26 protein-coding genes are annotated in these 24,452 nt (G+C 61.1%); 12 read left to right on the top strand and 14 right to left on the bottom strand.

Features of this window, described 5'->3' with window-relative positions:
* The first annotated feature begins 208 nt into the window (after positions 1–208).
* The 3 genes from AWH62_RS09340 to AWH62_RS09330 all read left to right on the top strand — a co-directional run bounded on the left by AWH62_RS09340 (position 209) and on the right by AWH62_RS09330 (position 3,652).
* On the top strand, positions 209–2,254 hold the full coding sequence (locus AWH62_RS09340; RefSeq protein ID WP_233128287.1) for a bifunctional diguanylate cyclase/phosphodiesterase: 2,046 nt from the start codon (positions 209–211) through the stop codon (positions 2,252–2,254).
* 85 nt (positions 2,255–2,339) lie between these two features.
* A complete protein-coding gene (gene hslV / locus AWH62_RS09335; RefSeq protein ID WP_075190203.1) occupies positions 2,340–2,909 on the top strand; it encodes an ATP-dependent protease subunit HslV in 570 nt (189 codons plus the stop codon).
* 146 nt (positions 2,910–3,055) lie between these two features.
* Positions 3,056–3,652, top strand: a complete 597-nt coding sequence (locus tag AWH62_RS09330; RefSeq protein ID WP_143742998.1) for a hypothetical protein — start codon at positions 3,056–3,058, stop codon at positions 3,650–3,652.
* Positions 3,653–3,862: 210 nt separating this feature from the next.
* Here AWH62_RS09330 and AWH62_RS09325 read toward each other — a convergent pair whose 3' ends face one another.
* On the bottom strand, positions 3,863–5,107 hold the full coding sequence (locus tag AWH62_RS09325) for an aspartyl protease family protein (protein WP_075190201.1): 1,245 nt from the start codon (positions 5,105–5,107) through the stop codon (positions 3,863–3,865).
* A 121-nt stretch (positions 5,108–5,228) separates the two neighbouring features.
* On the bottom strand, positions 5,229–5,648 hold the full coding sequence (locus AWH62_RS09320; protein ID WP_075190200.1) for a VOC family protein: 420 nt from the start codon (positions 5,646–5,648) through the stop codon (positions 5,229–5,231).
* Between the two features lie 80 nt (positions 5,649–5,728).
* Here AWH62_RS09320 and hslU point away from each other — a divergent pair, with 80 nt between their 5' ends.
* Complete coding sequence (gene hslU / locus AWH62_RS09315) at positions 5,729–7,036, top strand: ATP-dependent protease ATPase subunit HslU (protein ID WP_075190199.1); 1,308 nt, start codon at positions 5,729–5,731, stop codon at positions 7,034–7,036.
* Between the two features lie 9 nt (positions 7,037–7,045).
* Here the strand turns inward: hslU and AWH62_RS09310 are convergent, their stop codons facing one another.
* From AWH62_RS09310 to AWH62_RS09300, 3 genes are read right to left on the bottom strand one after another with little or no spacing between them, the layout of a single operon-like run.
* Positions 7,046–7,630: a Smr/MutS family protein gene (locus AWH62_RS09310; RefSeq protein WP_075190198.1), complete on the bottom strand. Its 585-nt coding sequence runs from the start codon at positions 7,628–7,630 to the stop codon at positions 7,046–7,048.
* 3 nt (positions 7,631–7,633) lie between these two features.
* Positions 7,634–8,884, bottom strand: a complete 1,251-nt coding sequence (locus AWH62_RS09305; RefSeq protein ID WP_075190197.1) for a murein transglycosylase A — start codon at positions 8,882–8,884, stop codon at positions 7,634–7,636.
* Entirely contained in the window at positions 8,868–9,488 is a 621-nt protein-coding gene (locus AWH62_RS09300; RefSeq protein ID WP_075190196.1) for a Tim44/TimA family putative adaptor protein, read from the bottom strand. Before AWH62_RS09300 ends, AWH62_RS09305 begins: the two co-directional genes overlap by 17 nt.
* Before the next feature lie 213 nt (positions 9,489–9,701).
* Here AWH62_RS09300 and secB point away from each other — a divergent pair, with 213 nt between their 5' ends.
* Positions 9,702–10,220: a protein-export chaperone SecB gene (gene secB / locus AWH62_RS09295; RefSeq protein ID WP_075190195.1), complete on the top strand. Its 519-nt coding sequence runs from the start codon at positions 9,702–9,704 to the stop codon at positions 10,218–10,220.
* Between the two features lie 6 nt (positions 10,221–10,226).
* Here the strand turns inward: secB and dnaQ are convergent, their stop codons facing one another.
* The 5 genes from dnaQ to AWH62_RS09270 are packed head-to-tail and all read right to left on the bottom strand — an operon-like array spanning position 10,227 to position 13,803.
* On the bottom strand, positions 10,227–10,919 hold the full coding sequence (dnaQ, locus tag AWH62_RS09290) for a DNA polymerase III subunit epsilon (RefSeq protein ID WP_075190194.1): 693 nt from the start codon (positions 10,917–10,919) through the stop codon (positions 10,227–10,229).
* A gap of 16 nt (positions 10,920–10,935) precedes the next feature.
* Positions 10,936–11,538 (bottom strand): dephospho-CoA kinase, encoded by a 603-nt coding sequence (gene coaE, locus AWH62_RS09285; protein WP_075190303.1) that lies wholly within the window; start codon positions 11,536–11,538, stop codon positions 10,936–10,938.
* On the bottom strand, positions 11,538–12,380 hold the full coding sequence (locus AWH62_RS09280; protein WP_075190193.1) for a shikimate dehydrogenase: 843 nt from the start codon (positions 12,378–12,380) through the stop codon (positions 11,538–11,540). Before AWH62_RS09280 ends, coaE begins: the two co-directional genes overlap by 1 nt.
* Positions 12,377–12,967 carry a nucleoside triphosphate pyrophosphatase gene (locus AWH62_RS09275; protein WP_075190192.1) on the bottom strand — a complete coding sequence of 197 codons (591 nt, stop codon included), beginning with the start codon at positions 12,965–12,967 and terminating at the stop codon, positions 12,377–12,379. Before AWH62_RS09275 ends, AWH62_RS09280 begins: the two co-directional genes overlap by 4 nt.
* Positions 12,964–13,803, bottom strand: a complete 840-nt coding sequence (locus tag AWH62_RS09270; protein WP_075190191.1) for a pyruvate, water dikinase regulatory protein — start codon at positions 13,801–13,803, stop codon at positions 12,964–12,966. The genes AWH62_RS09275 and AWH62_RS09270 overlap by 4 nt, the downstream gene beginning before the upstream one ends.
* Before the next feature lie 445 nt (positions 13,804–14,248).
* Here AWH62_RS09270 and hemE point away from each other — a divergent pair, with 445 nt between their 5' ends.
* The 4 genes from hemE to rho all read left to right on the top strand — a co-directional run bounded on the left by hemE (position 14,249) and on the right by rho (position 18,354).
* Positions 14,249–15,286 carry a uroporphyrinogen decarboxylase gene (gene hemE / locus AWH62_RS09260; protein ID WP_075190189.1) on the top strand — a complete coding sequence of 346 codons (1,038 nt, stop codon included), beginning with the start codon at positions 14,249–14,251 and terminating at the stop codon, positions 15,284–15,286.
* 16 nt (positions 15,287–15,302) lie between these two features.
* Positions 15,303–16,343: a ferrochelatase gene (gene hemH / locus AWH62_RS09255; RefSeq protein ID WP_075190302.1), complete on the top strand. Its 1,041-nt coding sequence runs from the start codon at positions 15,303–15,305 to the stop codon at positions 16,341–16,343.
* A gap of 21 nt (positions 16,344–16,364) precedes the next feature.
* Positions 16,365–16,820: a CopD family protein gene (locus tag AWH62_RS09250; protein ID WP_075190188.1), complete on the top strand. Its 456-nt coding sequence runs from the start codon at positions 16,365–16,367 to the stop codon at positions 16,818–16,820.
* Between the two features lie 223 nt (positions 16,821–17,043).
* Positions 17,044–18,354 (top strand): transcription termination factor Rho, encoded by a 1,311-nt coding sequence (gene rho / locus AWH62_RS09245; RefSeq protein ID WP_075190187.1) that lies wholly within the window; start codon positions 17,044–17,046, stop codon positions 18,352–18,354.
* 13 nt (positions 18,355–18,367) lie between these two features.
* On the opposite strand, the gene AWH62_RS09240 is transcribed toward rho, so the two are convergent.
* Positions 18,368–19,342: a quinone oxidoreductase gene (locus AWH62_RS09240; protein WP_075190186.1), complete on the bottom strand. Its 975-nt coding sequence runs from the start codon at positions 19,340–19,342 to the stop codon at positions 18,368–18,370.
* Between the two features lie 63 nt (positions 19,343–19,405).
* Entirely contained in the window at positions 19,406–20,287 is an 882-nt protein-coding gene (locus AWH62_RS09235; protein ID WP_158025602.1) for a glycerophosphodiester phosphodiesterase family protein, read from the bottom strand.
* Between the two features lie 173 nt (positions 20,288–20,460).
* Here AWH62_RS09235 and AWH62_RS09230 point away from each other — a divergent pair, with 173 nt between their 5' ends.
* The gene (locus AWH62_RS09230; protein WP_075190184.1) at positions 20,461–21,105 is read left to right on the top strand and encodes a glutathione S-transferase family protein; all 645 of its coding nucleotides are present in this window, start codon (positions 20,461–20,463) and stop codon (positions 21,103–21,105) included.
* A 16-nt stretch (positions 21,106–21,121) separates the two neighbouring features.
* Here AWH62_RS09230 and AWH62_RS09225 read toward each other — a convergent pair whose 3' ends face one another.
* Complete coding sequence (locus tag AWH62_RS09225) at positions 21,122–21,946, bottom strand: LytTR family DNA-binding domain-containing protein (protein ID WP_075190183.1); 825 nt, start codon at positions 21,944–21,946, stop codon at positions 21,122–21,124.
* 101 nt (positions 21,947–22,047) lie between these two features.
* Positions 22,048–22,746, bottom strand: a complete 699-nt coding sequence (locus AWH62_RS09220) for a dienelactone hydrolase family protein (RefSeq protein ID WP_075190182.1) — start codon at positions 22,744–22,746, stop codon at positions 22,048–22,050.
* 47 nt (positions 22,747–22,793) lie between these two features.
* Between AWH62_RS09220 and AWH62_RS09215 the strand changes: the two genes are divergently transcribed.
* Positions 22,794–23,042: a DUF6489 family protein gene (locus tag AWH62_RS09215; RefSeq protein WP_075190181.1), complete on the top strand. Its 249-nt coding sequence runs from the start codon at positions 22,794–22,796 to the stop codon at positions 23,040–23,042.
* Between the two features lie 4 nt (positions 23,043–23,046).
* A complete protein-coding gene (gene mnmE, locus AWH62_RS09210; RefSeq protein ID WP_075190180.1) occupies positions 23,047–24,363 on the top strand; it encodes a tRNA uridine-5-carboxymethylaminomethyl(34) synthesis GTPase MnmE in 1,317 nt (438 codons plus the stop codon).
* The last annotated feature ends 89 nt before the right edge of the window (positions 24,364–24,452 follow it).

Raw genomic sequence — 24,452 nt, 5'->3', positions numbered from 1 at the left:
GGGCATTTGCCTAAAAACTTAATGAAACAACTCCGGCATTTTAACCACAATTCAAGTGCTTGCTGACATTCTGATCGCTGAGAACGGGTGAGTGGCGACATTCATCCCGTGTGTTTGGTGGCGATATCGCGACCTCTCGGGGAAGCGTTCAGGGGTTAACATGGCACCCATCCGCAAAGCAGTGGCGCGGGTAATGCGATCACTGGTCATGAAGTTCACACTTCTCACCGGTGCGCTTATCTTCGCAACCACACTGATGCTGATGACGTTGGAGAGCGTGTCCGCACAGCGCGAGACACGGCGCCTGCTCATCGATCGGTCTGTCGCGACCCTGCAGGCAACCGCCAGCCGGTTGGCAAATCCGATTTCCACCAATGATGCCGACTATGTCGATGTCTATGTCGAGGAATTGATTGCCTCCATCAGCGCCTCGCAACTCTATGTCCTCAACAATCGCCGCGAAGTCCTGGGCGAAGCCTATGATGATGACCGCGATCAGGGCCAGTTGCGCGCCGCCGATCTGGCCGTGATGTCACTGGGTGCCGGCGATCTGCGCTACGACCTGTCAAACGGCATGCTGGAAGTGGCCGCGCCGGTTTACACCCAGTCGCGGCGCCTCGTCGGTGTCGTCTACATGCAGCAGCCGCTGGTCGAGCTGGCCGCCTCGCGCAATGCCGCGATCCAGCGCCAGACCCTGATCGCCCTGTTTGCCCTCGGTATTTTCCTGCCGCTCGCCGCCCTGATCGTCGGCCGTGCCCTCAAACCGGTACAGACGCTGACCGATGCAGCCCGCCTCGCCTCGTCGAAAAATCTCGACATGCGCATCAAGGTGAAGACCGGCGACGAGCTGGAAGTGCTCGCCAATGCCTTCAACCGCATGTTTGCCCGCCTCGACGGCAATCTGAAGCGCATCCATCGCCTCGCCTATGTCGACCTTGTTACCGAGCTGCCGAACCGTGAGCGTTTCCGCAAGGAAACTGAACGCGTGGCCCGCAAATCGCTCGAAGAGGGCACATCCGGTGCGGTTCTTTTCCTCGATCTCGACCGTTTCAAGCGGGTCAATGATTCGCTCGGTATCGGCGAGGGCGACCGGTTGCTGGAAATGGTGGGTCGCCGCTTGTCGGAAGTGACGCGTGGCTGTGATCTGGCCTCGGGCAATCTCGACGAACCGTCCATGGTCGCGCGCCTCGGTGGCGACGAATTCACCGTGCTGGTGCCGGGTATTGAAGACAGTGCCGACGCCGCCCGCATCGCCAACAAGCTGGTCGATGCCATCCGCCGGCCGTTTGAGATTTCCGGCCACCAGGTCTTCCTGGGCGTCTCGATCGGTGTCGCCGTCTTCCCGCAGGACGGAGCCGACCCGGAAACCCTGATGCGTCATGCCGACCTTGCGATGGCGCATGCCAAGCGCGCTGGTGGCTCGGCTGCCCAATTCTTCGAACCGACGATGAACCAGTCCGCCTTCGAGCGTCTGGTGCTGGAAAACGAGCTGCGCGACGCCGTCGCCCAGGACCAGCTGGTCGTCTTCTACCAGCCGAAAGTCCTGATGAAGGACGGTGCCTGCGCCGGCGCCGAAGCCCTGGTGCGCTGGCAGCATCCGACCGCCGGCTTGCTCTCGCCGGGTGCCTTTATCGAGGCGGCTGAGGAATGCGGCCTGATCGGCGAGATCGGTGACTGGGTGTTGCGCGCGGCTTGCCGTGAAGCGGCGGCCTGGCGCGAAAAAGGCCTGGAAATCCCGGTCGCCGTCAATGTCTCCGCCATGCAATTCGATCGTGACGGTTTCTCGGACTCGGTGCTGGAAGCGCTCGCCGCCGCCAACCTCCCGCCGCACCTGCTGGAACTCGAGCTGACCGAATCCATCGCCATGGAAAATCCCGAGCGGGTGATCGAACAGGTCCAGCCGCTGCGTGATCGCGGCGTCAATTTCGCCATTGATGATTTCGGCACCGGCCACTCCTCGCTGTCCTATCTGACGCGCATGCCGTTCGACGTGTTCAAGATCGACCAGAGCTTTGTGCGCGACATGACGACGGACCATCACGCCCGCATCGTGGTCGAGACGATCTTGGCCATGGCCAAGTCGCTGAAGCTGGAAACCGTTGCCGAAGGCGTCGAGACCACCGAGCAGATGACCATGCTGCGAGCCCAGGGTGCGACGCTGGCGCAGGGCTTCCTGTTCGGTCGCCCGATGCCGGCCACCGACTTCGTGGCCTTCGCCTCGGACAGCTATTCAGACCGCGCCGTCGGCGAATAATCCGGCCCGCAACTCAGCTTGAACCCTTGATCCGCCTCTCCGGGTCGGCCACATCGTGTGCACGACTTCATCCGGAGACCGGTCCATGACGCACGCTTCCTCGCCCGACTATGCCGATGCCAGCGCCTGGCGCGGCACCACGATCATCGCCGTGCGCAAGGACGGCCGCCTGGTGGTCGCCGGCGACGGCCAGGTCTCGATCGGCCCGACCGTGATGAAGGGCAATGCCAAAAAGGTCCGGCGCCTGGCCGGCGGTGACGTGATTGCCGGCTTTGCCGGCGCCACCGCCGACGCCTTCGCCCTGTTTGAACGCCTGGAGGCCAAGCTCGAGCAATATCCCAAACAACTCGCCCGGGCCTGTGTCGAACTGGCCAAGGATTGGCGTACCGACCGCTATCTGCGACGCCTGGAAGCGATGCTGATCGTCGGCGACAAGACTGAGACCTTCCTGCTGACCGGTGCCGGTGATGTGCTGGAACCGGAAGATGGTGTCGTGGCCGTCGGCTCCGGCGGCAATTTCGCCCTCTCGGCCGCCCGCGCCATCTATGAATACGAAGCCGATCCGGAAGTCATCGCCCGCAAGGCCATGGCGATCGCGGCGCGGATCTGCGTCTACACCAATGAGACGCTGACGGTGGAAACACTGGGCGACTGACATCGCCACGCCCACCGCCTGACCATCGCGCCAGTCAGCCCGGACAAGGCGGGCCGCCTTGGCGACTGCCCCGATGCGAACAGATTGCATCCAAATCCCATTGCCGCTGCATCTGTGGTCAGAGACGCGCTGCAAAGGAGGCCGCGATGGGTAAAAATTCAATCTGGCATGCTTGTGTGTTCGCCGCCGGCCTTTGTTTTCCTGCGGGTACAGTGGCCCAGTCCGACCATGCCTTCCTGGCACCGCATGCCGGTGGCGGATTCGAGACACGGCATAACTTACCGCTGATCATTGAGGCCGATACCACCCTCAATGCCACCGCGATAACCAACCGCTCCGCTGTTTTCAACGACGTGCCGTTTGACATCTCGCTGGCCGCTTTCATTGCTGCGGATCAGGCCGTCATGGTCCATGCCGAGCGGGTTGCGGACGGGTCCGGTGCCGCCAATTACACCCGGTTCGAAGCGTCGAGCTGGCCGATGGACGGATTTCGGCACAAGCCGCTGCGCTGCTTCGACGTCGATGCGGAAATCATAGCCGAGGAACACGACCTCAACTGGCTTCGCGACCGGGGGTTTGATCCGCTCGGGCCAGTCTGGATCGAGCAATACTTTCTGTCCGACACCCGTTTCAACAATGAAGTCGTAATTTCGCTCCTGGTCCGCAGCACCAGCTGCGACACCGAACCCGTCGCGACCCTTGATGCCTTGCGGGCCACCACCACCGTCAGACCGCACGATTAACCCGCAAACCTGCGCTTCATCCCGAAACATCATGAATTCCAAGGCCTTGCCGGCAGGGTCTCGGATGAAGACCATGCCTTGTTCGCCGGGCTCTGTTCCTCAAACACGGACATTGGGCTCGATGATGAAGTCCAGGCTGGCGGCCACGTGCTGGAACCGTAAGACGGTGTGGTCGCGGTCGGACCTGGCGGCAAGGAAAAGGCCGGGCAGTTAATGCGGCGGCACGTGGATCACGACAGGCCCCGACGCGCGCGTGACTTCAATGTCTGCGGCGTCGCCTGCGTTGAAATCGGCGAATAGCCAGCGGACAGTATTGCAGACCGCTGCGCCGTCGGCCTGCATCGAGCGGTCATTGAGCCGGACCACATGGTCGCCAAGACGCAGGCCTGCCTGCGCCGCCGCCGACCCCTCGAACAATTGCACCACCTCGGCATGATCATCGACCCAGGCAATGGCGTATCCGGCATCGACCCGCGGTTCGGCCGGCTCGGGACGCGCTTCGAAGAAGATGTTCGCGCCGGCATAATCCAGCGTGATTACATGGCTGGACAGCCAGCCGGCACCCAGCAGGGTGGGCGGTACGGCACGGATGGTCGCGGGAGCGGTCGGCAGGGCTTGGCCGGACAGTTCAAATTCACGCAATGAAAAACGGGCCAGCGGTCCGGTCGGCCCGCGTCCACCGGCAGACTCGCCTTCCTGGCCTTCGCCGCGCTGCAGCGACCCCGGGACCATGCGCGCCCGGGCCGACGCGCTCTCGGCGACCCGGGCGAACAGGGTGATCGCATCGGCGCTGCCAGTGTCAAACAAGGCGCGATCACTGATTTCACCGAGCTGGTAGTCGATGATCGGCGCGTGCGGATACCCGAAATCATGCAGCCGCCCGCTCAGGTCCGGATCATGGTCGGCCAGGGCATCCGTCGTCGCGGCAATGGTCAGCGTCTCACTTTGTGCATCAATGCGCCAGACACTGCCGGGAAGAATTTCCGAACCGATCACACCGCCCCCGATCAGGCAGCCGCCCGTCGCTAGGCTGCTAAAGTCGAACACCAGGACCGGGACGTCACGAAACACCGTATGGCCAATCACCAGCTGGTCCAGTTGCACGATATCCATTGTCACAGGATTGCCATTGGCATCAAAACCGGTGTTCTGACCGAGCGGTTCAAGACCCAGCTGGTCAGCCAATTGCCGCGACAGGATGGTCGGCGAGCCGGTGTCGAAGATGAATTCCTGTTCGATCCCGTTCGCGGCGGCTGGGACGAAGAGCTTCCCGCCGCGGACTTCCATCGGGATGGCGTCGGGCGTGTCGGGGCGTTCAAGCCGGACCGGCTGTGAAAACAACGCCCGAAGCTCTGCAGACTGGGCAGTTGCGGCGCCGGAAACCAGACCGCTCACCACCGTCACAGCAGCGAACAGGGTAGCGGCGCAAATACGAATGAAAGGCGGAAGGGACATGCTTAATTTCACAGTTGTCTCCAATCATGGACAAACCGTGTCAACCCATTCCCCAATGGTCGCCGGATATTAGAGACTTGCGTCGCGCTTGACCAGATCAGGCGGTATCAATGCCGGCCGGTCAGGACGCGAATATCTGGCTTTCATCCCGGAAAGTCTTGAATTCCAGGGCGTTGCCGGCGGGGTCACGGACAAAGAAAGTACCCTGCTCGCCGCGTTGACCCTCGAACCGGACATAGGGTTCGATGATGAAGTCCCACCCGGCGGTCTTGAACCGTTCGGCCAGGCCCTCCCAATCGGACCAGTCCAGCAACAGGCCGAAATGGCGAACGGGGACGGCGTGATTGTCGACATCACCCGTTGCGGCCGGTGTGCACTCGGCGGGAGCCAGATGGGCGACGATCTGATGGTCGAACAGGTCGAAATCGACCCAGTTCGCCGAGGACCGCCCCTCGCGACACCCCAGAAGCTCGCCATAAAAACGACGGGCTGCAGCGAGGTCATCAACCGGGAAGGCAAAGTGGAAACGCGGGCGTGTCATCAGATTGTGCCTTTCAGGACTGGTTTTGGTCACCGCCCCTGATTACATCAAGGGACCGCGCAAGCAATGCAAAGACAATAATGACCGATTTTTCTCCCCGCGAAATAGTTTCCGAGCTCGACCGATTCATCGTTGGCCAGGCCGATGCGAAGAAGGCGGTCGCCATCGCCCTGCGCAATCGCTGGCGCCGCCGTCAGCTGGACGAGGACCTGGCCGAGGAGATCACGCCGAAAAACATCCTGATGATCGGGCCGACCGGCGTCGGCAAGACCGAGATCTCGCGCCGCCTGGCCAAGCTCGCCGGCGCGCCTTTCATCAAGGTCGAGGCGACCAAATTTACCGAAGTCGGTTATGTCGGTCGTGATGTCGACCAGATCGCCCGCGACCTGGTGGAAATCGCCATCAGCATTGTGCGCGAGAAAAAGCGTGAAGACGTCAAGGCGAAGGCCCATGCCGCTGCCGAGAACCGGGTGGTGGACGCGCTGGTTGGCCCCGGCGCCAGCGAAAGCACGCGCGAAAGCTTCCGCAAACGCCTGCTCGCCGGCGAGCTGGACGACAAGGATGTCGAGATCCAGCTGGCCGATAGCGGGGCCGGCATGCAGATGCTGGACATTCCCGGCATGCCCTCGGGCGGGGCCGGCGTCATCAATCTTGGTGATATCCTGGGCAAGGGCTTCGGCCAGAAGACCAAGACCGTGCGCCTGAAGGTGAAAGACGCCTACGAGCCGCTGATCAATGAGGAGGCGGACAAATTGCTTGATGACGGCCAGATCACCGCCGAAGCGATCAAGCTGGCGGAGAATGACGGCATTGTCTTCCTCGACGAAGTCGACAAGATCGCGGCCCGCTCGGATGCCCGCGGCGGCGATGTCTCGCGCGAAGGCGTTCAGCGCGACCTCTTGCCGCTGATCGAAGGTACGACCGTGGCGACCAAGCATGGCGCCATCAAGACCGACCATATCCTGTTCATCGCATCCGGCGCCTTCCATGTCGCCAAACCGTCGGACATGTTGCCGGAATTGCAGGGCCGCCTGCCGATCCGGGTCGAATTGTCAGCGCTCAGCGAAGCCGATCTCAAGCGTATCCTGGTCGAACCTGAAGCCAGCCTGATCAAGCAATATATCGCCCTTATGGGGACGGAAGGCGTGACGCTGGACTTCACCGACGACGCCATTGATGCGCTGGCCAAGCTGGCTGCCGACGTCAATGCCAGCGTCGAGAATATCGGTGCCCGTCGTCTGCAGACGGTGATGGAGAAGCTTGTGGAGGAGATTTCCTTCACCGCGTCGGACAAATCCGGTCAGGCGATCACCATCGATGCCGACTATGTCACCGAACATGTCGGTGAACTGGCCAAGAATGCCGACCTGTCGAAATTCATCCTGTAACCAGTGCCGTCAGTTACGGCTTCGAGTCCTCAGCGTGACATAGAAAGCCCCGCTGCCGCCGTGGCGGGCGTGCGATTTCGCGAACCCTGATACATACTGACTAAACTCCGGAAGGCCCAGCCATTCCGGTAGCTTACGACGCAGAACGCCGGGTTCTTCAACCTGTTCCCAGGGCGCCGTATCGCGGTCACGGGACTTGAACCCCTTGCCGGTGATGACCAACACCGTGCGATAACCGCTGGCGAAAGCCATTTGCAGGAAGTGGCGCAACGAACGCAGCGCCTGGTCCTGGGTCAGGCCGTGCAGGTCGATCCGGCCGTCAATCTCGACGCGGCCGCGCCGGACCCGTTTTTCACCGGATCGGTCATGAGGGGTCGGTGGGTCGTAGGTGGCGGGTTCGCGTCGGGCCGGAGGAAGACGCAGACCGGTATCATAGGCCCGCGCCGCCGTGTCCATCTTGCGATTGGCGTCGGACGGAGTCTCCTCGGGGGTTTCGAGTTTGCGGAGCCGGTCCTCGGCGATCGGGGTCACCGACTTGGCAACACGCGCCCAAAGAGCCCGCTCGTCCGGCCGCATGGTCCGTTTGCGGGCCATCAATCAGGCCGGTTCGGTATCGGCGAAGAGGCGCGCCACCACGGTGTGGGGCAGCAACACAACCCAACCGGCCTGGGCCCGCGTCGTGCCGGCGCGGCGCTCGGCCGTCTCTCCCCAGCCCCAGAAAAAATCGCCGCGCAACGGGCCGTTGATGGCACCGCCGGAATCCTGGGAAATGACAAGGCCGGTCCAGTTTTCCAATTCCGGCAAGTCGGCGCTCAGCCACACCGGGACACCATGCGCCATGACCCGCGTATCGACCGCGATCGAGGCCATCGGCGTCAAGGCGACACCGGAGGCACCGCGCGGGCCCAGTGACGGGTCGTCCAGTCTCTCGCTGGCGAAGAAGACATAGCGCGGATTGACGCCGAACAATTCGGCAGTCGCTTCCGGACCGCGGGCGCTGAGCCAGGCTTCAATGCCCTGTTTCGAGGCGGCATGCGCCTCAAGCTCGCCGCGCTGCACCAGTTCGCGTCCGATCGAACGGTAGGGCAGGCCGTTATGGGCGGCAAAGGCCGCGCGCTCCTCATGACCGTCGGCAAAGACCAAACGGCCCGAACCCTGGATCTGCAGAAAGAAAACATCGACCGGCCGACCCCAGGCAAACACCTCACCGGCATCGCTGGTCTCGATCTCGGCCCGGTCCTTGTAGAGAACGAGTTCGCCATCCTCGACTTCACCGACAATGCGGCGTCCGGCGAGGCTTTCGTCAAACCGGCCAAGATCGACTGTCACCAGATCATCGGGACGGCGCCGCAAGGGCTGGGTGAACGCGCCCTGCCGGCTGCGCCGCACATCAACATAGGGTTCATAATAGCCGGTCAGGAGCCCCTGTTCGCGGACGTCGCCGGTCTCGGCATCGCGGGCCAGAAGCCGAACAGGCGTGAAGACGGCTTCCAGGCTGGCTCGCGCCGACGCGGCACCCGGTTGGGTCATCGCGGCGGCGGCACACGCTCCACGCCAGTCTTCGACCCGACCGGCCCAGGGCGCTTGCGGATTGAGCCAATCCCCGTCGGCGCGGCGGCCCAAACGGTCACAACTGCGACGAAAAGCCTGCAAGGCCGGCTCGAGATCGCGCGCGGTCCAGCCGGCCAGCCCGTCCCAGAGAACGGGTTGGAAATCGAGTGTTTCCGGCCGCTCAACGACCAGGGTTTCCGGTTCCGGTTGGGGCTCGGGTTCCGGCGGGCCAGGCTGACAGGACGCCAGCAACAGCGCAGCACCGATCAAAACCAGGCAATCAAACCGCCGCGACACGGGTCAATACCCAGTTCGGATTGCCGGTGTCGGTGCGACGCTCGAACATCCAGTCCTCTGTCACTGTCGACAACCGGCTCAGATCACCTTGCACCACCACGCCCTCATGATCGCGGGTTTCAGTGGCGATCTCGGCCACGAAACGAACCTTGATGCGGGCAACATGATCGGCATGACCGGCTTCGGTAATGTCGGCCGCCTTGATGCGTTCGATTTCAGTTTTCACCGTTTCACCGCGATCGGCTCGTTGGTCGATAGCAGCGGTGTAGCGATCCAGCACGCTGGTTGCGAGCAGGGGTTCAAGCGCCTTGCTGTCACCGGCCGCAAAAGCCTGGACAATCATCGTGTAGGCATTGCGCGCGCCGTCGAGGAAGGCGTCCGGGTCAAACCGGGTGTCGACCGCCGCAATGGCTTCCAGGCCAGCCGCAGCCGGACCCTCGAAAGCCGGGCGCAAGCTGGTGGTCCTGGCCGCGTCCGACGGGTTCGCCGCTTTGCCTTGGGATGCGGGCGCCTCCATATGGCCCTCCCGCCGCCCGAGCACCGTATACAGGCGATAGGCAAAGAAGATTGCGGCGACCGCGCCAATAAGAGTCCAGATATCCATGCGGACAATTATACCTTTTCGAAGCTGAATGATCGTGACCCTCGGGGTCGCCGACCGGTTCTTGTCCAAGATATAGGCTCAATTTGGACTTTCGTCAGCCTCCGTGCTGTGGTCTTGCCAGCTTGCCGCAGCCCGGCCCGCATGCTAACGGGCGCGCTCTCACCAGACCCGGCCGATATGGCCAGCCGTTTACAGACCCATTCGGGGAGTTCCATGACCGACGCACCCACCACGCCCGCCGACAACGCTGCGGCCCAAGCGCCCCAGCTGCGCGTTCTCGCCCAATACGTGAAGGACCTGTCCTTCGAGAACCCCGGCGCGCCGGACACGCTGCGTCCCGGTCAACAGACCCCGGCAATTGATCTGGGCATTGACGTCCAGGCCCGTACCGCCGGCGACGACACTTATGAAGTCGTACTGACGATCAACGCCAAGGCGACACGCGAAGACACGGTCGTCTTCATCGCCGAGCTCTCCTATGCCGGTCTCTTCCAGATGGCCAATGTTGGCGATAGCGAGCGCGAACCTTTCCTGCTGATCGAATGCCCGCGCCTGATCTTCCCCTTCGCCCGCCGCGTCCTGGGTGATGTCACGCGCGACGGTAATTTCCCGCCGCTGATGCTGGATCCGGTCGATTTCGCCGGCCTCTACCGCGCCCAGCTGGCCAAGCGCGCTGCCGCCGTTCCGGGCCCGGACAGCAATGGCAATGGCGATCCGGCCGCTGCCAACTAACTGAACCTACTGAAGCGTCAGTTTTTTCCAGAGCGCGTTTTCGCCCATTTCGTCGATAAAGGCGGCATGGGCGACGCGCTCTGATTCTGTCTGGCGGGAAGCCAGTGCCGCAGCTCGCGCCGGTCGAGCCGGAAACATCACCTTGCCGTCACCGCCAGCCCCTTGTCCCGACAGGTCAAGCGCCCGCGTACGGCCGCCCATCAGTTCGAGATAGACTTCCGCCAACAGGAAGGAGTCGATCAGGGCGCCGTGCTTGTCACGGGTGTCGAGCGAGATGTCGAAGCGTTTGCAGAGCGCGTCCAGCGACACATAAGAGCCGGGAAATTTCGCCCGCGCGATCCGGGCCGTGTCCTTGAAGCGATTGTCCGGATAGATGTCCATGCCCAGGCGGGCCAGTTCCATATTGATGAAACCGCGATCGAAGGGCGCATTGTGGGCGACCAGGGTCGCATCGCCGACAAAGGCAACAAACTCCGGCCCGACTTCGTCAAACAAGGGTTTGTCGGCGAGAAATTCGGTCGTCAGGCCAGTGATGTCGACCACTTCCTTGGGAACGGAACGCTGAGGGTTCACATAGGCGTGGAAGGTCTTGCCGGTGGGGATGTAGTCGACGATCTCGACACAGCCAAGTTCGGTGATCCGGTCGCCATTATTGGGGTCGAGGCCCGTGGTCTCGGTATCGAAGACTATTTCACGCATCTCGTCCGCCCTCGTTCTACGTGTCGGCCGCCCGCCGTTTCAGTGCCGTAATGATGGTCGCGACCTGGCGCCGCGCATCCTCGATGCCACCGGATGTTTCCACGACGTGATCGGCACGTTCCAGCTTGACCGAATCAGCCAGCTGCCGGGCGATAATGGCGTCCAGCTTGGCCGCCGTCATGCCGGGTCGCTGCAAGACCCGGGCGCGGCGCACATCATCCGGGGCATGCACGACAATCACCACGTCGACATGCTTGTCGCCACCGGTTTCAAACAAGAGCGGCACGTCGAAAACCAGGATATTGTGTCCAGCCGCCGCCTGTTCCGCCACAAAGGCCTCGCGTGCCTCGTTGACGAGTGGATGGACAATACCCTCCAGAACCTCGAAGCCGGCAGGGTCGGCATTCAGAGCCTCGGCCAAGCGCCGACGATCAATCGCGCCATCGATGACCACGCCCGGAAAGGCTTGGCCGACCGCATCGACCGCCGCTCCACCTCGCGCGTAAAGGGCATGAACTGCGGCATCAGAGTCGAATACCGGTATGCCAGCCTCGCGCAGGATCTGCGCCGTGGCCGATTTTCCCATGCCAATCGACCCTGTCAGCCCGACCCGCAACATCATTTGGCCTCAAGCCGACGCACCAGGCGATCACGGAGATCGGGAATGTGGGGGGCGGGTCGGCCGTAAAAAGCCTGAAAGCTCGGTCGGGCCTGGCCGATCAGCATGTCCAGCCCGTCGATCGCGGTCAGACCCCGTTGGCGAGCACCGGCCAGAAATCCTGTGTTCAAAGGTGTGTAGACCGAATCAAACACAACACTACCCGGTGCCACCCGCTGCCAGTCGAGCACAAGGTCTTCGGTGCCGTTCAAACCCAAAGAGGTCGCATTGACGATCAGATTGCTGCCGGCCAACGCATCATCGCGGGCATCCCACGGAATAATGCCGGCATCAGGCGCAATCTCCCGCGCCAAGCCCTGGGCGCGCGTGGTATTGCGATTACAGATCGACACTTGCGCGACCCCGACTGTCAGGAGTGCATAGACCAAGGCTCGGGCCGCACCACCAGCGCCGAACACCAGCGCCCGGGTCTTTGTATAATCGAGATTGGCCGGTTCAAGAGCATAGAGAAACCCGGCAATGTCAGTATTGTCAGCATGGATGCCGGACGCGGTGAATGTCAGGAGATTGGCCGCCCCGACCGCTCGCGCCGTAGAGGATGTTGCTGCCGCAATTTCCAGGGCTGCTTCCTTGTGCGGCAGGGTCACATTGAGACCGCGACAACCGGTTTTGGCGAGACCGCGAACCGCAATGTCGAAATCTTCCGGCTTGATCGGAAATGGTGCGTAAAGCGCATCAATCCCAGCCGCCTCGATCCAGTACTGCATCACCACGGGTGACAGGGAGTGGGAGATCGGGTCACCGGTGACACCGGCAAGTCGGGCCGCGCCGCTAGGGGTCATGTGACGAGCGCTCCGTGTTGGCGCAGTGCCGCGGTCAGCGGCAAAAGAGGCAAGCCGAGAATGGCGTAATAGTCACCATCGACGCTTTCAAACAATTGCGCGCCCAAACCTTCATAGGCGTAGGCTCCGACACTGGCCGTCAACGCGCTCCCTGCTTGTTGAAGATAGCTCTCCAGGAATTCGTTCGAGAAATCGCGGACATGGATGGTCGATGTCTGTTGCAGCGACCACACCGTCTTGCCGTTTTTCAACATGGCGAGACCGGAATGCAATTGATGCGGGCGGCCCCGCATTTTTTCCAGACGGGCGCGCGCCAGACTTGCATCCGGCAATTTGTCGAGTAATTCGCCATCCAGCTCCATTGTCTGGTCGGCACCCAGGACCAGGGCGTCCGGATAAGCCCGTGATACCGGATCCGCCTTTGCACCAGCGAGACACAGCGCCATGTCACGCGGATCAAGATCCGTCCGCTCAGCCTTGATCACACTTTCATCAACATCCGCTTTGATAACTTCGAAGGGGATGTGGGCCTGTGTGAGTATCTGGGCGCGTATCTGGCTGCCGGAGGCCAGGATGAACCGGGTCATACGGTGAGATTCCGTTTTTCCATGAGAAGGTTGATGATTTTTGCCGCTGTTTCCTCGATCGAGCGGCGGGTGACATCAATGGTCGGCCATTTGTGTTTGGCGTAAAGACGCTTGGCGAACAGGATTTCCTCGCGCACCGCAAAATCATCGATGTAGTTCGTGTCGCGATCCTCATTGAGGCTGAGCAGGCGGTTTCGCCGGATCTGCACGATCCGCTCCGGCGATGCCGTCAAGCCGACAACCAGCGGATTGCGAAGATTGAAGATCGCCGGCGGCAAGGGCACATCCTTGACCAGCGGGATATTGGCCGCCCGAAACCCGCGGTGCGCCAGATAAACACTGGTCGGGGTTTTCGAGGTTCGGCTGACGCCGAGTAGCACGATGTCGGCGCCTTCAAAATCATCCCCCTGGCCATCATCATGCGCCATGGCGTAATTCAGCGCGTCGATCCGGCGATAATAATCAGCATCCAGTGACCGTTGGGCACCGGCACGACTGGCGACCGGCCGACCGAGATAGGCGCTCAGTGTTGCCAGCATCGGATCAAGAATGGCGATCGCCGGCACGCCCAGTTCAACACAGCGGGTTTCCAGTTCACGGCGCAGATCGGCATTGACGATCGTGTACATCACCACGCCCGGATAGGCGGCGACTTCATCCAGCACTCGATCAAGCTGTTTCGATGAGCGCACCAGCGCATAGAGATGTTCGAGCGGACTAGTTCCTTCAAACTGGGCAACCGAGGCCCGCATGACCTCCATCAGGGTCTCACCGGTCGAGTCCGAGACCATGTGGATGTGAAAGCAGGTATCAAAAGGAGAATTCGTGGGAGGCATGAGGCCGGGTACCGGGCTAGCGTTTACCAATTGTTAATAAGTTGGGCTGTTTTCCCCAACTCGGCAATCGGCTCCTGAGACATGTGAGTAGTACCCGGTCTTACCACGAACAACCCACAACACTGTCCACATGCCGCAGCTATGTGGAAATGCCTGTGGATGAACTTTCAGGCCATGCTTGCCAAAGAACCTGTTTTCCACTGTCATTCCACATAAATCATGCGCGATAACTGGCTGAGACAAAAGACTGATTTTCTTTTTGCCGCTCTCGCTTGGCTAGCCAATGTGGAAGAAAATTTTGAGGTCATACTAACCCGGGCAGCGGGCAAAACCCGGATCATCCACGTCATTCACGCCCCCACAAACCTCAACAATCCTTTTAATATTATTAGAGAGATGAAGGGGACAGATTGATCCGTCGATAAGACATGCCTAAGCAGAACGGATGAATGACACGATCAAAAAACCCATGCTTCAGGTGCTTGCCGGTGAAACCGTCGCACCACCGCCTGTCTGGCTGATGCGACAGGCTGGCCGTTATCTCGCCGAGTATCGTGAGGTTCGTTCCCGAGCGAAGAACTTCATCGATTTCTGTTTTTCTCCCGATCTGGCCGTCGAAGTGACATTGCAGCCAATCCGGCGTTTTGGCTTTGATGCGGCCATCCTGTTTGCCGACATCCTACTGGTGCCGATCGCACTGGGTCGAAAAGTCTGGTTCGTGACCGGTGAAGGTCCGCAGCTTGAACCCTTCGACCCCAGGCTGTTCGAGCAATTGCGTACCGATCAGACCGAGGCCGTGCTGGCGCCGGTGGGTGAAACGCTCAAGCGCGTGGTGCCGCAATTGCCGGACACCACAACAATGATCGGTTTTGCCGGATCTCCCTGGACGGTCGCAACCTACATGATCGAGGGTGGTGGATCGAAGGACCGGTTCCGGGCCCGGGTCTCGGCATGGGAACATCCCGAAGCATTCGATGCGATGATGGACCGGATCGCCGATGTCACGGCGGAATATCTGGTGATGCAGGCCCGGTGTGGTGCCGAAGTCCTCAAATTGTTCGACAGCTGGGCGGAGGGTTTGCCCCAGCCCCTGTTCGAAAGGGTGATCATCCGCCCGACCAAGCGGATCATCGAAGCGGTGCGCGCTGCTGGTGTTGATGTACCGATCATCGGTTTTCCGCGCGGCGCCGGTACGCTGTATCCGCGATATGCCCGGGAGACCGGTGTAACGGCGATCGCTGTTGACACCTCGGTTGACCCGGCCTGGATACAGTCGGTTCTGCCGGCCGGCATGGCGGTGCAGGGGCATCTGGACCCGGCCGCGCTGAGAGCTGGAGGGCGAGCGCTCGACAGTGAGATTGACCGGTTGCTGGATAGTTGGGCCGGGCGGCCCCATATCTTCAATCTGGGACATGGCATTACTCCGGATGTGCCGGTAAGCCATGTCGAGCAGTTATTGGCGCGGATCCGGTCCCGCGGCTGATTTCGGGGAGTTGGCAGTGAGCGACGGGCGCAAGAAACTCGCGATTATCCTGTTCAATCTGGGCGGTCCGGATGGACTGGATGCTGTGCGGCCGTTTTTGCGGAACTTGTTTCGTGATCCGGCAATCATCCAGGCTCCGGGTCTGATCCGCGAGGCGCTGGCCCTGTTCATTTCAACCGTTCGGGCCAAGGAAGCCAAAGCCAATTATGCCAAGATGGGCGGTGGATCACCGCTTTTGCCCGAGACGATCCGGCAGGCCAATGCCTTGGCCGATCACCTGTCACCGCAATGGCCGGATCATGACATCCGGATCTGGCCGGCGATGCGCTATTGGCACCCGTTCACCCATGATGTTGCGGCCGAAGTGAAGGCCTGGCAGCCGGATGACACAGTGCTTTTGCCGCTCTATCCGCAATTTTCAACGACGACGACGGGGTCGTCGCTGAAGGCGTGGCGCGATGCAGGTGGTCCGGAAACGCATGCGATTTGTTGTTATCCGACCGAATCCGCTTTTCTCGATGCCCATGCAGTACTGATCCGGAAAACCTGGGAGAAGGCTGGCAGGCCGGAGAATGTACGCTTGTTGTTCTCGGCTCATGGTTTGCCCAAAAAAATCATTGATGCCGGTGATCCCTATCAATGGCAGGTCGAACAGACCGTTGCAGCGGTTCGCCAGCAATTGCCGGAATTTCCGGATGTCGAGACCTGTTATCAAAGTCGGGTGGGGCCATTGGAGTGGATCGGGCCATCGACCGATGAGGCCATTCGCAAGGCGGCAGCTGATGGCAAATCCATCCTGTTATCGCCAATCGCCTTTGTGTCGGAACATATTGAAACGCTTGTTGAGCTGGACGAGGAATATGCAGAAATAGCTGAAGAATTGGGGATCTCGAGCTATGTCCGCGTGCCGGCGTTGGGCGGTGATCCGATTTTCATCGAGGCCTTGGCCAATCTTGTTGGTGAGGCTTTGCAGGGTGGGTCGGGCCTGCGACCGGAAGGTAGTGAGCGGATTTGTCCGGCTGACTGCAGCGGATGCCCGTGCCAATCTGTAGGCTGATATCAGATAACGGGTTTAGGCATGTTGCTGGCGGCATATGACTGGTTGCGGGCTTTCCACATCCTGGCGGTGATTGCCTGGATGGCGGGGCTTCTCTATTTGCCGCGGCTCTATGTCTATCATTGCGACGCGACGCCGGGCGGTGAGCTCGATGAAACGCTGAATCTGCAGGAACAACGCCTGCTCAAAATCATCATGAACCCGGCCATGATTGTCACCTGGCTGTTTGGCTTGGCGCTGGTCTGGGCGAATATGGAGCGGGCAGGTGGCTGGTCAATTTTTTTGGATTGGGCCTGGATCGCTAAATTCCTGCTGATTATTGCCATGACCGGCCTGCATCATGTTTTTGCCGCGCGGTTCAAACGCTTCCAGGCGGGGACCAATGATTGGCCGGGCAAGCGCTATCGCATGCTCAATGAATTGCCTTTCGTGGGCGCGATCGGGATTGTATTGGTGGCTGTTGTTGCCCTGAATTAGCCGGCTGTGTTGCGCTGGCGCTTGACGATGGGCAACCTGCATGGCAAGGGTTTCCAAGCTCCTTTCTCAGGATCCTTTCTTTCGTGACGTGAGACGCGTGGAACACAGCGCGCCCGTCTGCTCCTCAATTCTCGGGTTACCTCCGCAATGGCGGCGCCCGGCTTGCTTGATCGCGTAAGGCCTTGTTCGGCCACGCTCTTGTGCTTGAGCTGATAGTATCATCATGACCGACGAAAATACCGTACCCGTCCCCGCCCTGCTTGAAGGTCTGGAGCGCATGACGCTGCAGGGTCTCAAGGAGAAAAAGCCGACAGAATTGCTTGAATTTGCCGAGGCGCTCGAAATCGAGAACGCCTCCTCATTGCGCAAACAGGGCATGATGTTCGCCATTCTCAAGGCCTTGGCCGAGCGCGATGTCGAGATTCATGGCGGGGGTGTTCTGGAAGTCTTGCAGGATGGTTTCGGTTTCCTGCGCTCGCCGGAGTCCAATTATCTCGCCGGTCCCGATGATATCTATGTTTCGCCGACCCAGATCCGGAAATTCGGCCTGCGGACCGGTGATACGGTTGAGGGTGAAATCCGCAGCCCGCGTGACGGTGAACGCTATTTCGCACTGCTCAAGGTCTCGACGATCAATTTCCAGGACCCGGAATCAGCGCGTCACAAAGTCCATTTTGACAATCTTACTCCGCTCTATCCCGAAAGCCGCTTCAACATGGAGCTGGCCGATCCGACGGTGAAGGATCGTTCCGGTCGCGTCATCGACATTGTCTCGCCGCTCGGCAAGGGCCAGCGCGGACTGATCGTGGCACCGCCCCGGACCGGCAAGACCGTCCTGTTGCAGAACATTGCCCACGCCATCGAGAGCAATCACCCGGATTGTTATCTGATGGTGCTCTTGATTGATGAACGTCCGGAAGAAGTGACCGACATGCAGCGGACCGTGAAGGGTGAGGTGATTTCCTCGACCTTCGATGAACCGGCCACGCGCCACGTTCAGGTTGCTGAAATGGTTATTGAAAAGGCCAAACGTCTGGTCGAGCACGGCCGCGATGTGGTGATCTTGCTCGACTCGATTACGCGTCTCGGTCGGGCCTACAACACGGTTGTTCCGTCCTCGGGCAAGGTGTTGACCGGTGGTGTTGATGCCAATGCGTTGCAGCGCCCGAAACGTTTCTTCGGTGCCGCCCGGAATATCGAGCATGGCGGATCGCTGACCATTATCGCCACAGCGCTGATCGATACCGGTTCGCGGATGGATGAAGTCATCTTCGAAGAGTTCAAGGGTACGGGTAACTCGGAAGTCGTGCTTGATCGCAAGGTGGCTGACAAACGCGTCTTCCCGGCCATCGACATCCTCAAATCCGGTACCCGGAAAGAGGAACTCCTGGTGGATCGTGGCCAGCTTCAGAAAATGTATGTACTGCGCCGCATCCTCAACCCGATGGGTGCCCAGGATGCGATCGAGTTCCTGCTCGACAAGCTGCGTCAGACCAAGACCAATGACGAGTTCTTCGACTCGATGAACACGTAAGGCTGAGCAAATGTCAGGGGATCAGGATGCTGGCCCCTGTCGTTCGCCGGCCTTCAAGGTCTTCATGGGCTCGCACGGCTTCGTCCAAGCCATATCGCTGGTTGATGGTGATGCTCAGCGCACCGCGTGCAACGGCATCAAAAACGTCTGCTGTATTGGCGGCAAGGGCATCATCGCTGGCAACATAATGTCCCAGTGATGGCCGGGTGACATAGAGCGAGCCTTTCTGCGTCAATATTCCCAGATCAACGCCCGTGACCGGTCCTGACGCATTGCCGAAGGTTGCGAGCAAGCCGCGCGGTTGCAGGCAGTCCAGGGATATTTCGAAAGTCGCCTTGCCAACCCCGTCATAGACGACCGGAACACCTCTACCGCCCGTGATCTCGCGCACGCGGGCAACAATATCCTCGCGTGTTGAATTGATCATGTGGGTCGCCCCCATCGACAGGGCGAGGGCACATTTTTCGTCGGTGCTGGCGGTGCCGATCAGGGTGACACCGAGATCGCGCGCCCACTGGCACATCAACAGGCCCACCCCACCGGCGGCGGCATGATAGAGGATCGTGTCGCCGGGTTGGACCGGATAGGTCTCCTTGAGCAGATACCGCGCCGTCATGCCCTTGAGCATGATCGCGGCGGCGGACTCGAAATCGACGCCTGGCGGGAGTTTGGCAACGCGACTGGCTGCGACCAGGTTATGGGTGGCGTAGGCGCCAATCGGACCATTGCCGTAAGCAACCCTGTCACCGGGTGCAAAACCGTCGGTATCCGCTCCGACCGCTTCAACGATGCCGGCTGCCTCCAGTCCGATACCGCTGGGCAGCGGAACGGGATAGAGGCCGGACCGGTGATAAGTATCGATATAGTTCACGCCGATTGCCGCATGGCGGATGAGGAGCTGACCGGGGCCGGGTGTCGCCGGATTGGTGTTGACCAGCTTCATGACTGCAGGACCGCCAGTCTCGTGGATGCGGATTGATTGGCTCATTGTGTGATCCTGTATGAATGACGCGACTGTCTGCTGCCTATGTGGGGCGGGGCTGTCGTCTTGCTAGGGCGCACAGGTGGCAATCTGGTCTTTCAGCTGCGCGGAACCGCCCAGTGCGGCAACAGCAGCATCCACATTATCGATGGAAAGAAGTTCAATGCCGGCGGCTCGGGCTTCCAGATATGGCTCGGCGCTCCCGTCTTCCCGGCGGAACAGGCCAGCGGAGCTTTCCAGTCCCTGCCCTGCCAGGGCGGCGTCGGCACTGGCGTCGATCGCACCGGTTCCCAGCCAGATATAGCTTGTCTCGAGATTGACGCCGGCGGCAGCGAGAGCGGCGAGTTCATTCGGAACCGACAGCACAAGGCCCGGATCGAGGGCATGCAAGGCCGCTGCATCGTCAACGGTGTAGGCGATGATGGCGACCAGATCACGGGCGTCGTGATCATGGATGAATGACACAATCTCGGCGGCATGGACGGATTTCAGGTCGAGATTGAGAATGACACCATTGACGCGCGCGATATTGACGGCGTCGGCGAGGGTGGGAATGCGCTCTTCGGTCAGTTGCCCGTCATTGTCACGCAATTGAAAGCCGGAAAGCTCCGACCAGTCTTGGCCTTCCGCATCGCCCTGGCCGGTGGTGGTGCGATCGAGTGTGTCGTCATGCAGCAGGAAGAGCGTGCCATCGACCGAGCGGCGGACGTCGATTTCGGCATAAAGCACGCCGAGGTCGGCCAGACGTTGTAGACTGGACAGGGCGTTTTCCGGATACCCAGCCGCCGGCCCACCGCGGTGCGCGGCGAGCATGGCATGGCCGTTTTCGCGAAAACAGGTGAGGGCCAAGGCTGGCGCTGCTGGAGCCGCGATCGTTGCGGCCAGCTGGCTTTCGCAAGCTGTGACCACGGCCAGGCCAGCAAACAGGCTGGTGATCAGGGGTGCGCGCATACGGAGCTCCTTTGCGAGGCATTGGCGACTGGTGATCGCGGGATCTTCGATCCGGGCGCGGGACTGTATCGTCGGCATGCGTGGTTTGCGATGGCCAGCGCAGGTATATTTGGCTTCAATGTCGCCACAACGACAAGAACAAGATTTCAAGATCAGAAACGGGGAGAATTTCCATGGTCGATAAATCCGGACTCCGTCTTTTCCACGCCCCGCGGACCCGCTCGGTTCGCGTCCGCTGGTTGCTCGAGGAAATGGGCTTGCCCTACGAATTGGAGCAGGTAGCTTTCGCCCAACGGCCGGCGGGTGACGAGGCCTATGCCGAGATCCACCCCTTGCGAAAAGTGCCGGCCCTGGAAGACAAGGGCCGTGTCATGTTCGAGTCGGTCGCGATCCTGCAATACCTGATGGGGCGCTATGGTCCGACCGAGCTCGAGGTGACACCGGACGAGGCCGATTACGACCTTTATCTGCAATGGCTGCATTTCGGGGAGAGCGGCATGCTCATGCCGGTTACGCTTTTGCTGGCGCATACAGCGCTATTGCCGGAGAAGGCGCGAAATCCGGTGATTGCCCGTTCGGCCAAGTTCGATACGGTCAAGGTGTTGGCGATGCTGGCTGATCATGGTCTGGCGGGGCGTGATTATCTTGCCGCCAACCGCTTCACCGCTGCCGATATTTCCGTGGGTTATATGCTTTTCCTGCTGAAAATCATCAAACAGCTCGAGGACGCACCGGAAGCCGTGACGGCTTATTTTGCGCGCCTGACGGCCCGTCCGGGCTGGAGTGTGGCGAGCGCTGTTGATGCGGTACCGGCCTGACACCGGGATTTGGTTTTCAGGCGATGACGCGTTGGTCGAGCTGGTCACGGACCTCGTTGCGATAACGGTCGGAGACCGGCAATTGTGTTCCGTTGGTCAGTTCGACAATACGGAAGCTTTCGCCGCGTGAGCGCGCAATGCTGATACAGGCCGGATTGACCAGATGGGAGCGGTGGATGCGTACAAAGCCGGCATCGGTCAGGGCATGCTCAAGCTGGGCCATCGTGGTCCGGTGGAGGACATCCCGATCGGCGAGGTGTAGCGCGATGTAATTGCCCTGCGCGGTGGCGCCGAGGATATCCCGAACGGGCACATATTCGACCCGGCCGCTGGACTTGACCGCCAGCGAGCCGAACTCTGGTGAGCGATACGCTCGCGGATCGATCGTCGGGCGCATTTGCCGGCCGAGCAGGAAGGTCACAACGTAAAAAACGATATCCCAGAGAAAGGCCTGCAGGCCGAAATCAATCAGGGTCTGGACCGGGCTGCGACCGGTCCCGATTGAAAAGGCAATCGCGGCGTAGGCGGCGACGGCGGTCATTGAAATGACGCCAGCGGTCAAGGCGGATGTGAGCGTTTCCCTGGGTCGGGAGTTGGCGTGGCGCGCCCCGAGTTTGAATACGAGCGGGAACAGGATGAGCCATGGTGCCATGCCGCGCGTCCAGCCGAGCAGGACTGGCAGGTAGGGTGCACCGGGATTGTTGCGAACAATGTCGACCCAGCTGGCGGCGGAGAAGACCAACAGGCAGACGAGCCATGCCGCTGTGGTCATGGCGAGGAAGGGTGGGCGGATCGGGAAGCCGGCGAAGCGGACTTCCCTGAGGTCATCGACGAGGGCCAAGGCTATATTCCGGTTTTCGTTGGTGCGCGAGTGTCGGCACGGCCCAGCATTGTGACGCAAGATGGACGATCACGGTAATCACGCCCGCGTGACGATGAGGGTCAACGCAGGATTTCGCGGAGAAATTGCAGCGTCAGCCCGTTGGCCCGGCCAGCGCTTTTTTCGGAATAATGCCTGCCGCCGGGACGGGCGAAGGCGTGGTCTTCGTCGGGATAGTCTTCCAGGCGGATCATCGGATGATCGTCGAAGGCGGCGTGGATGTCGGCCTGGGCCTGCGGGGACACGAACTGATCCTTGCCGGCGATATGCAGAAGCAGCGGGCGATCGAGCGCGTCGGCCTCGCCGAGCCGGGCTTCTATCCCGACGCCATAATAACCGACCGTCGCGTCGCTGTCGGTGCGGCACGCGGTCAGATAGGCGAGCATGCCGCCGAGGCAATAACCCATGGCGCCTGCCTTGCCGGTGCACGCCTCATCTGCTCGCAGATGCGCCAGCGCCGCGGCGACATCGCGCATGCCGGTGTCGAGGTCGAATTCGCCATAGAGCTGGAAGGCGCGTTTCAGATCCGCATCAACATGATCGTCGAGTTCGATGCCGGGCTCGGCACGCCAGAACAGATCGGGGCAAAGCGCGACAAAGCCGGCTTCAGCGAGACCGTCGCAGATTTGCCGCATGCCCTCATTGACCCCGAAAACCTCCTGCAGGACAAGCACGCCGGGTCCCGTGCCGGAGGCGGGCACGGCACGGTAAGCGGAAAAGGCTCCATCAGCTGTGTTGATGGAGATATATTGACCTGTCATGGGGGGCTCCTGTTGAGTAGTGTTCGAGCAGTTCAAGCGAGGCCGGAATGAAGGTCAAGATCGACATTGATTGCACGCCCGAGGAGGCCCGGACTTTTCTGGGTCTTCCCGATGTTTCCCGGATCAATGAGGCGATGGTCGATGAGGTCGTGCGGCGGACCGAGGCCAATCTGGAATCGATGGAGCCGGAGGCTCTGATGCGTCAATGGTCCGCTGTAGGTGGGCAAATGACCAATCAATTCATGGACATGATGCGCCAGGCAGGCGGTGTTCCCGGCGGTGGCAAGGACCGATAGCCCGTTGAATACAACAGTTTACGCCCTTGCGACGCCGGCTGGACGCTCCGGAGTGGCGGTTATCCGTCTGTCCGGGGTCGGCGCTGGCGGCATGCTCGATGCGATCGCGGGCCTGCCACGTCCGGCGCCGCGGCAGGCGGTCTTGCGCGGGCTTCGCAATGCGTCCGGTGTCCTGATGGATCGCGGCCTGGTGATCTGGTTTCCGGGACCGGGCAGCTTCACCGGTGAGGACAGTGCCGAGTTTCACGTGCATGGCGGTCCTGCGGTGATCGAGGCGGTTCTGGAGGCGCTGGATGAGGCTGGTGGCATGCCGGCAGAGGCCGGGGAGTTCACCCGTCGAGCATTCGAGAATGAGAAGATCGATCTCACTGAGGCGGAAGGCCTGGCCGATCTCATCGAGGCCGAAACCGAGGGTCAGCGGGTCCAGGCGTTGTCGCAGATGTCTGGCGCGCTGCGCCAGTTGTATAATGGTTGGCGCGAGCGGTTGATCACGGCGATGGCCTCTATCGAGGGGGAGATTGATTTCCCGGATGAATCGGATGTCCCGGACGCCTTGTCTCACGCCGCGCACGCGCCCTTGTCCGAGCTGATCGCCTCGATGTTTGCCCATCTCGATGATGGCCGGCGCGGCGAGCGGGTGAGGACCGGCTTTTCCATCGCGTTGATCGGGGCGCCCAATGCCGGCAAATCGAGCCTACTGAACCGGTTGGCGCGGCGAGACGCGGCGATCGTGACCGATATTCCCGGGACGACCCGCGATATTGTTGAGGTTCAGCTGACGCTCGCGGGTTTCCCGGTGGTGATCTCTGATACAGCCGGGCTGCGCGAGGCGGTTGATGCGATCGAGGCTGAGGGCGTGCGGCGGGCATTGGATCGCGCTGAACATGCCGATCTGCGGATCGGTGTGGCCGATGCCCGTTCCGATGACGAGCTGAAGGACCTTCAAGGCCGTCTCGTGGACGGGGATCTACTCGTTCTCAACAAGCTCGACCTGGCGCCCCGGTCAGGACGCGACGGTGCCTATCGGCTCAGCGCGAAGTCGGGTGAGGGTGTCGGGAAGTTGGAGGCGCGGATTGAGGCGATTGTGCGAGAGCGGTTGTCGGCGCGGGAGATGCCGGCGCTGAGCCGGGCGCGTCATCGACGCTCGGTGGAGGCCGCGTTGGAGGCCCTGGTCCGGTGTCGCGACAACCTCGCCGATGCGCCGGAACTCGCCGGCGAGGATGCACGCCTTGCAGTTCGGGCGCTGGGGAGTCTGACGGGCCGGGTGGACGTTGAAGACATTCTCGACCGGGTCTTCTCGCAATTCTGTATCGGCAAATAGGCCAAGATTAAGCTTGTTGGGTGTTTCACGTGAAACATCGGCCCGCTCGCCTCGACTCTGTCGGGCGAAAGCCCTATGTAGTCCGGCCT

The organism is Maricaulis sp. W15, from assembly GCF_001924955.1.
Classification (GTDB): domain Bacteria; phylum Pseudomonadota; class Alphaproteobacteria; order Caulobacterales; family Maricaulaceae; genus Maricaulis; species Maricaulis maris.
The sequence above is the reverse complement of the archived record's forward strand: the minus strand, read 5'-3'. Positions and strand labels throughout refer to the sequence as shown.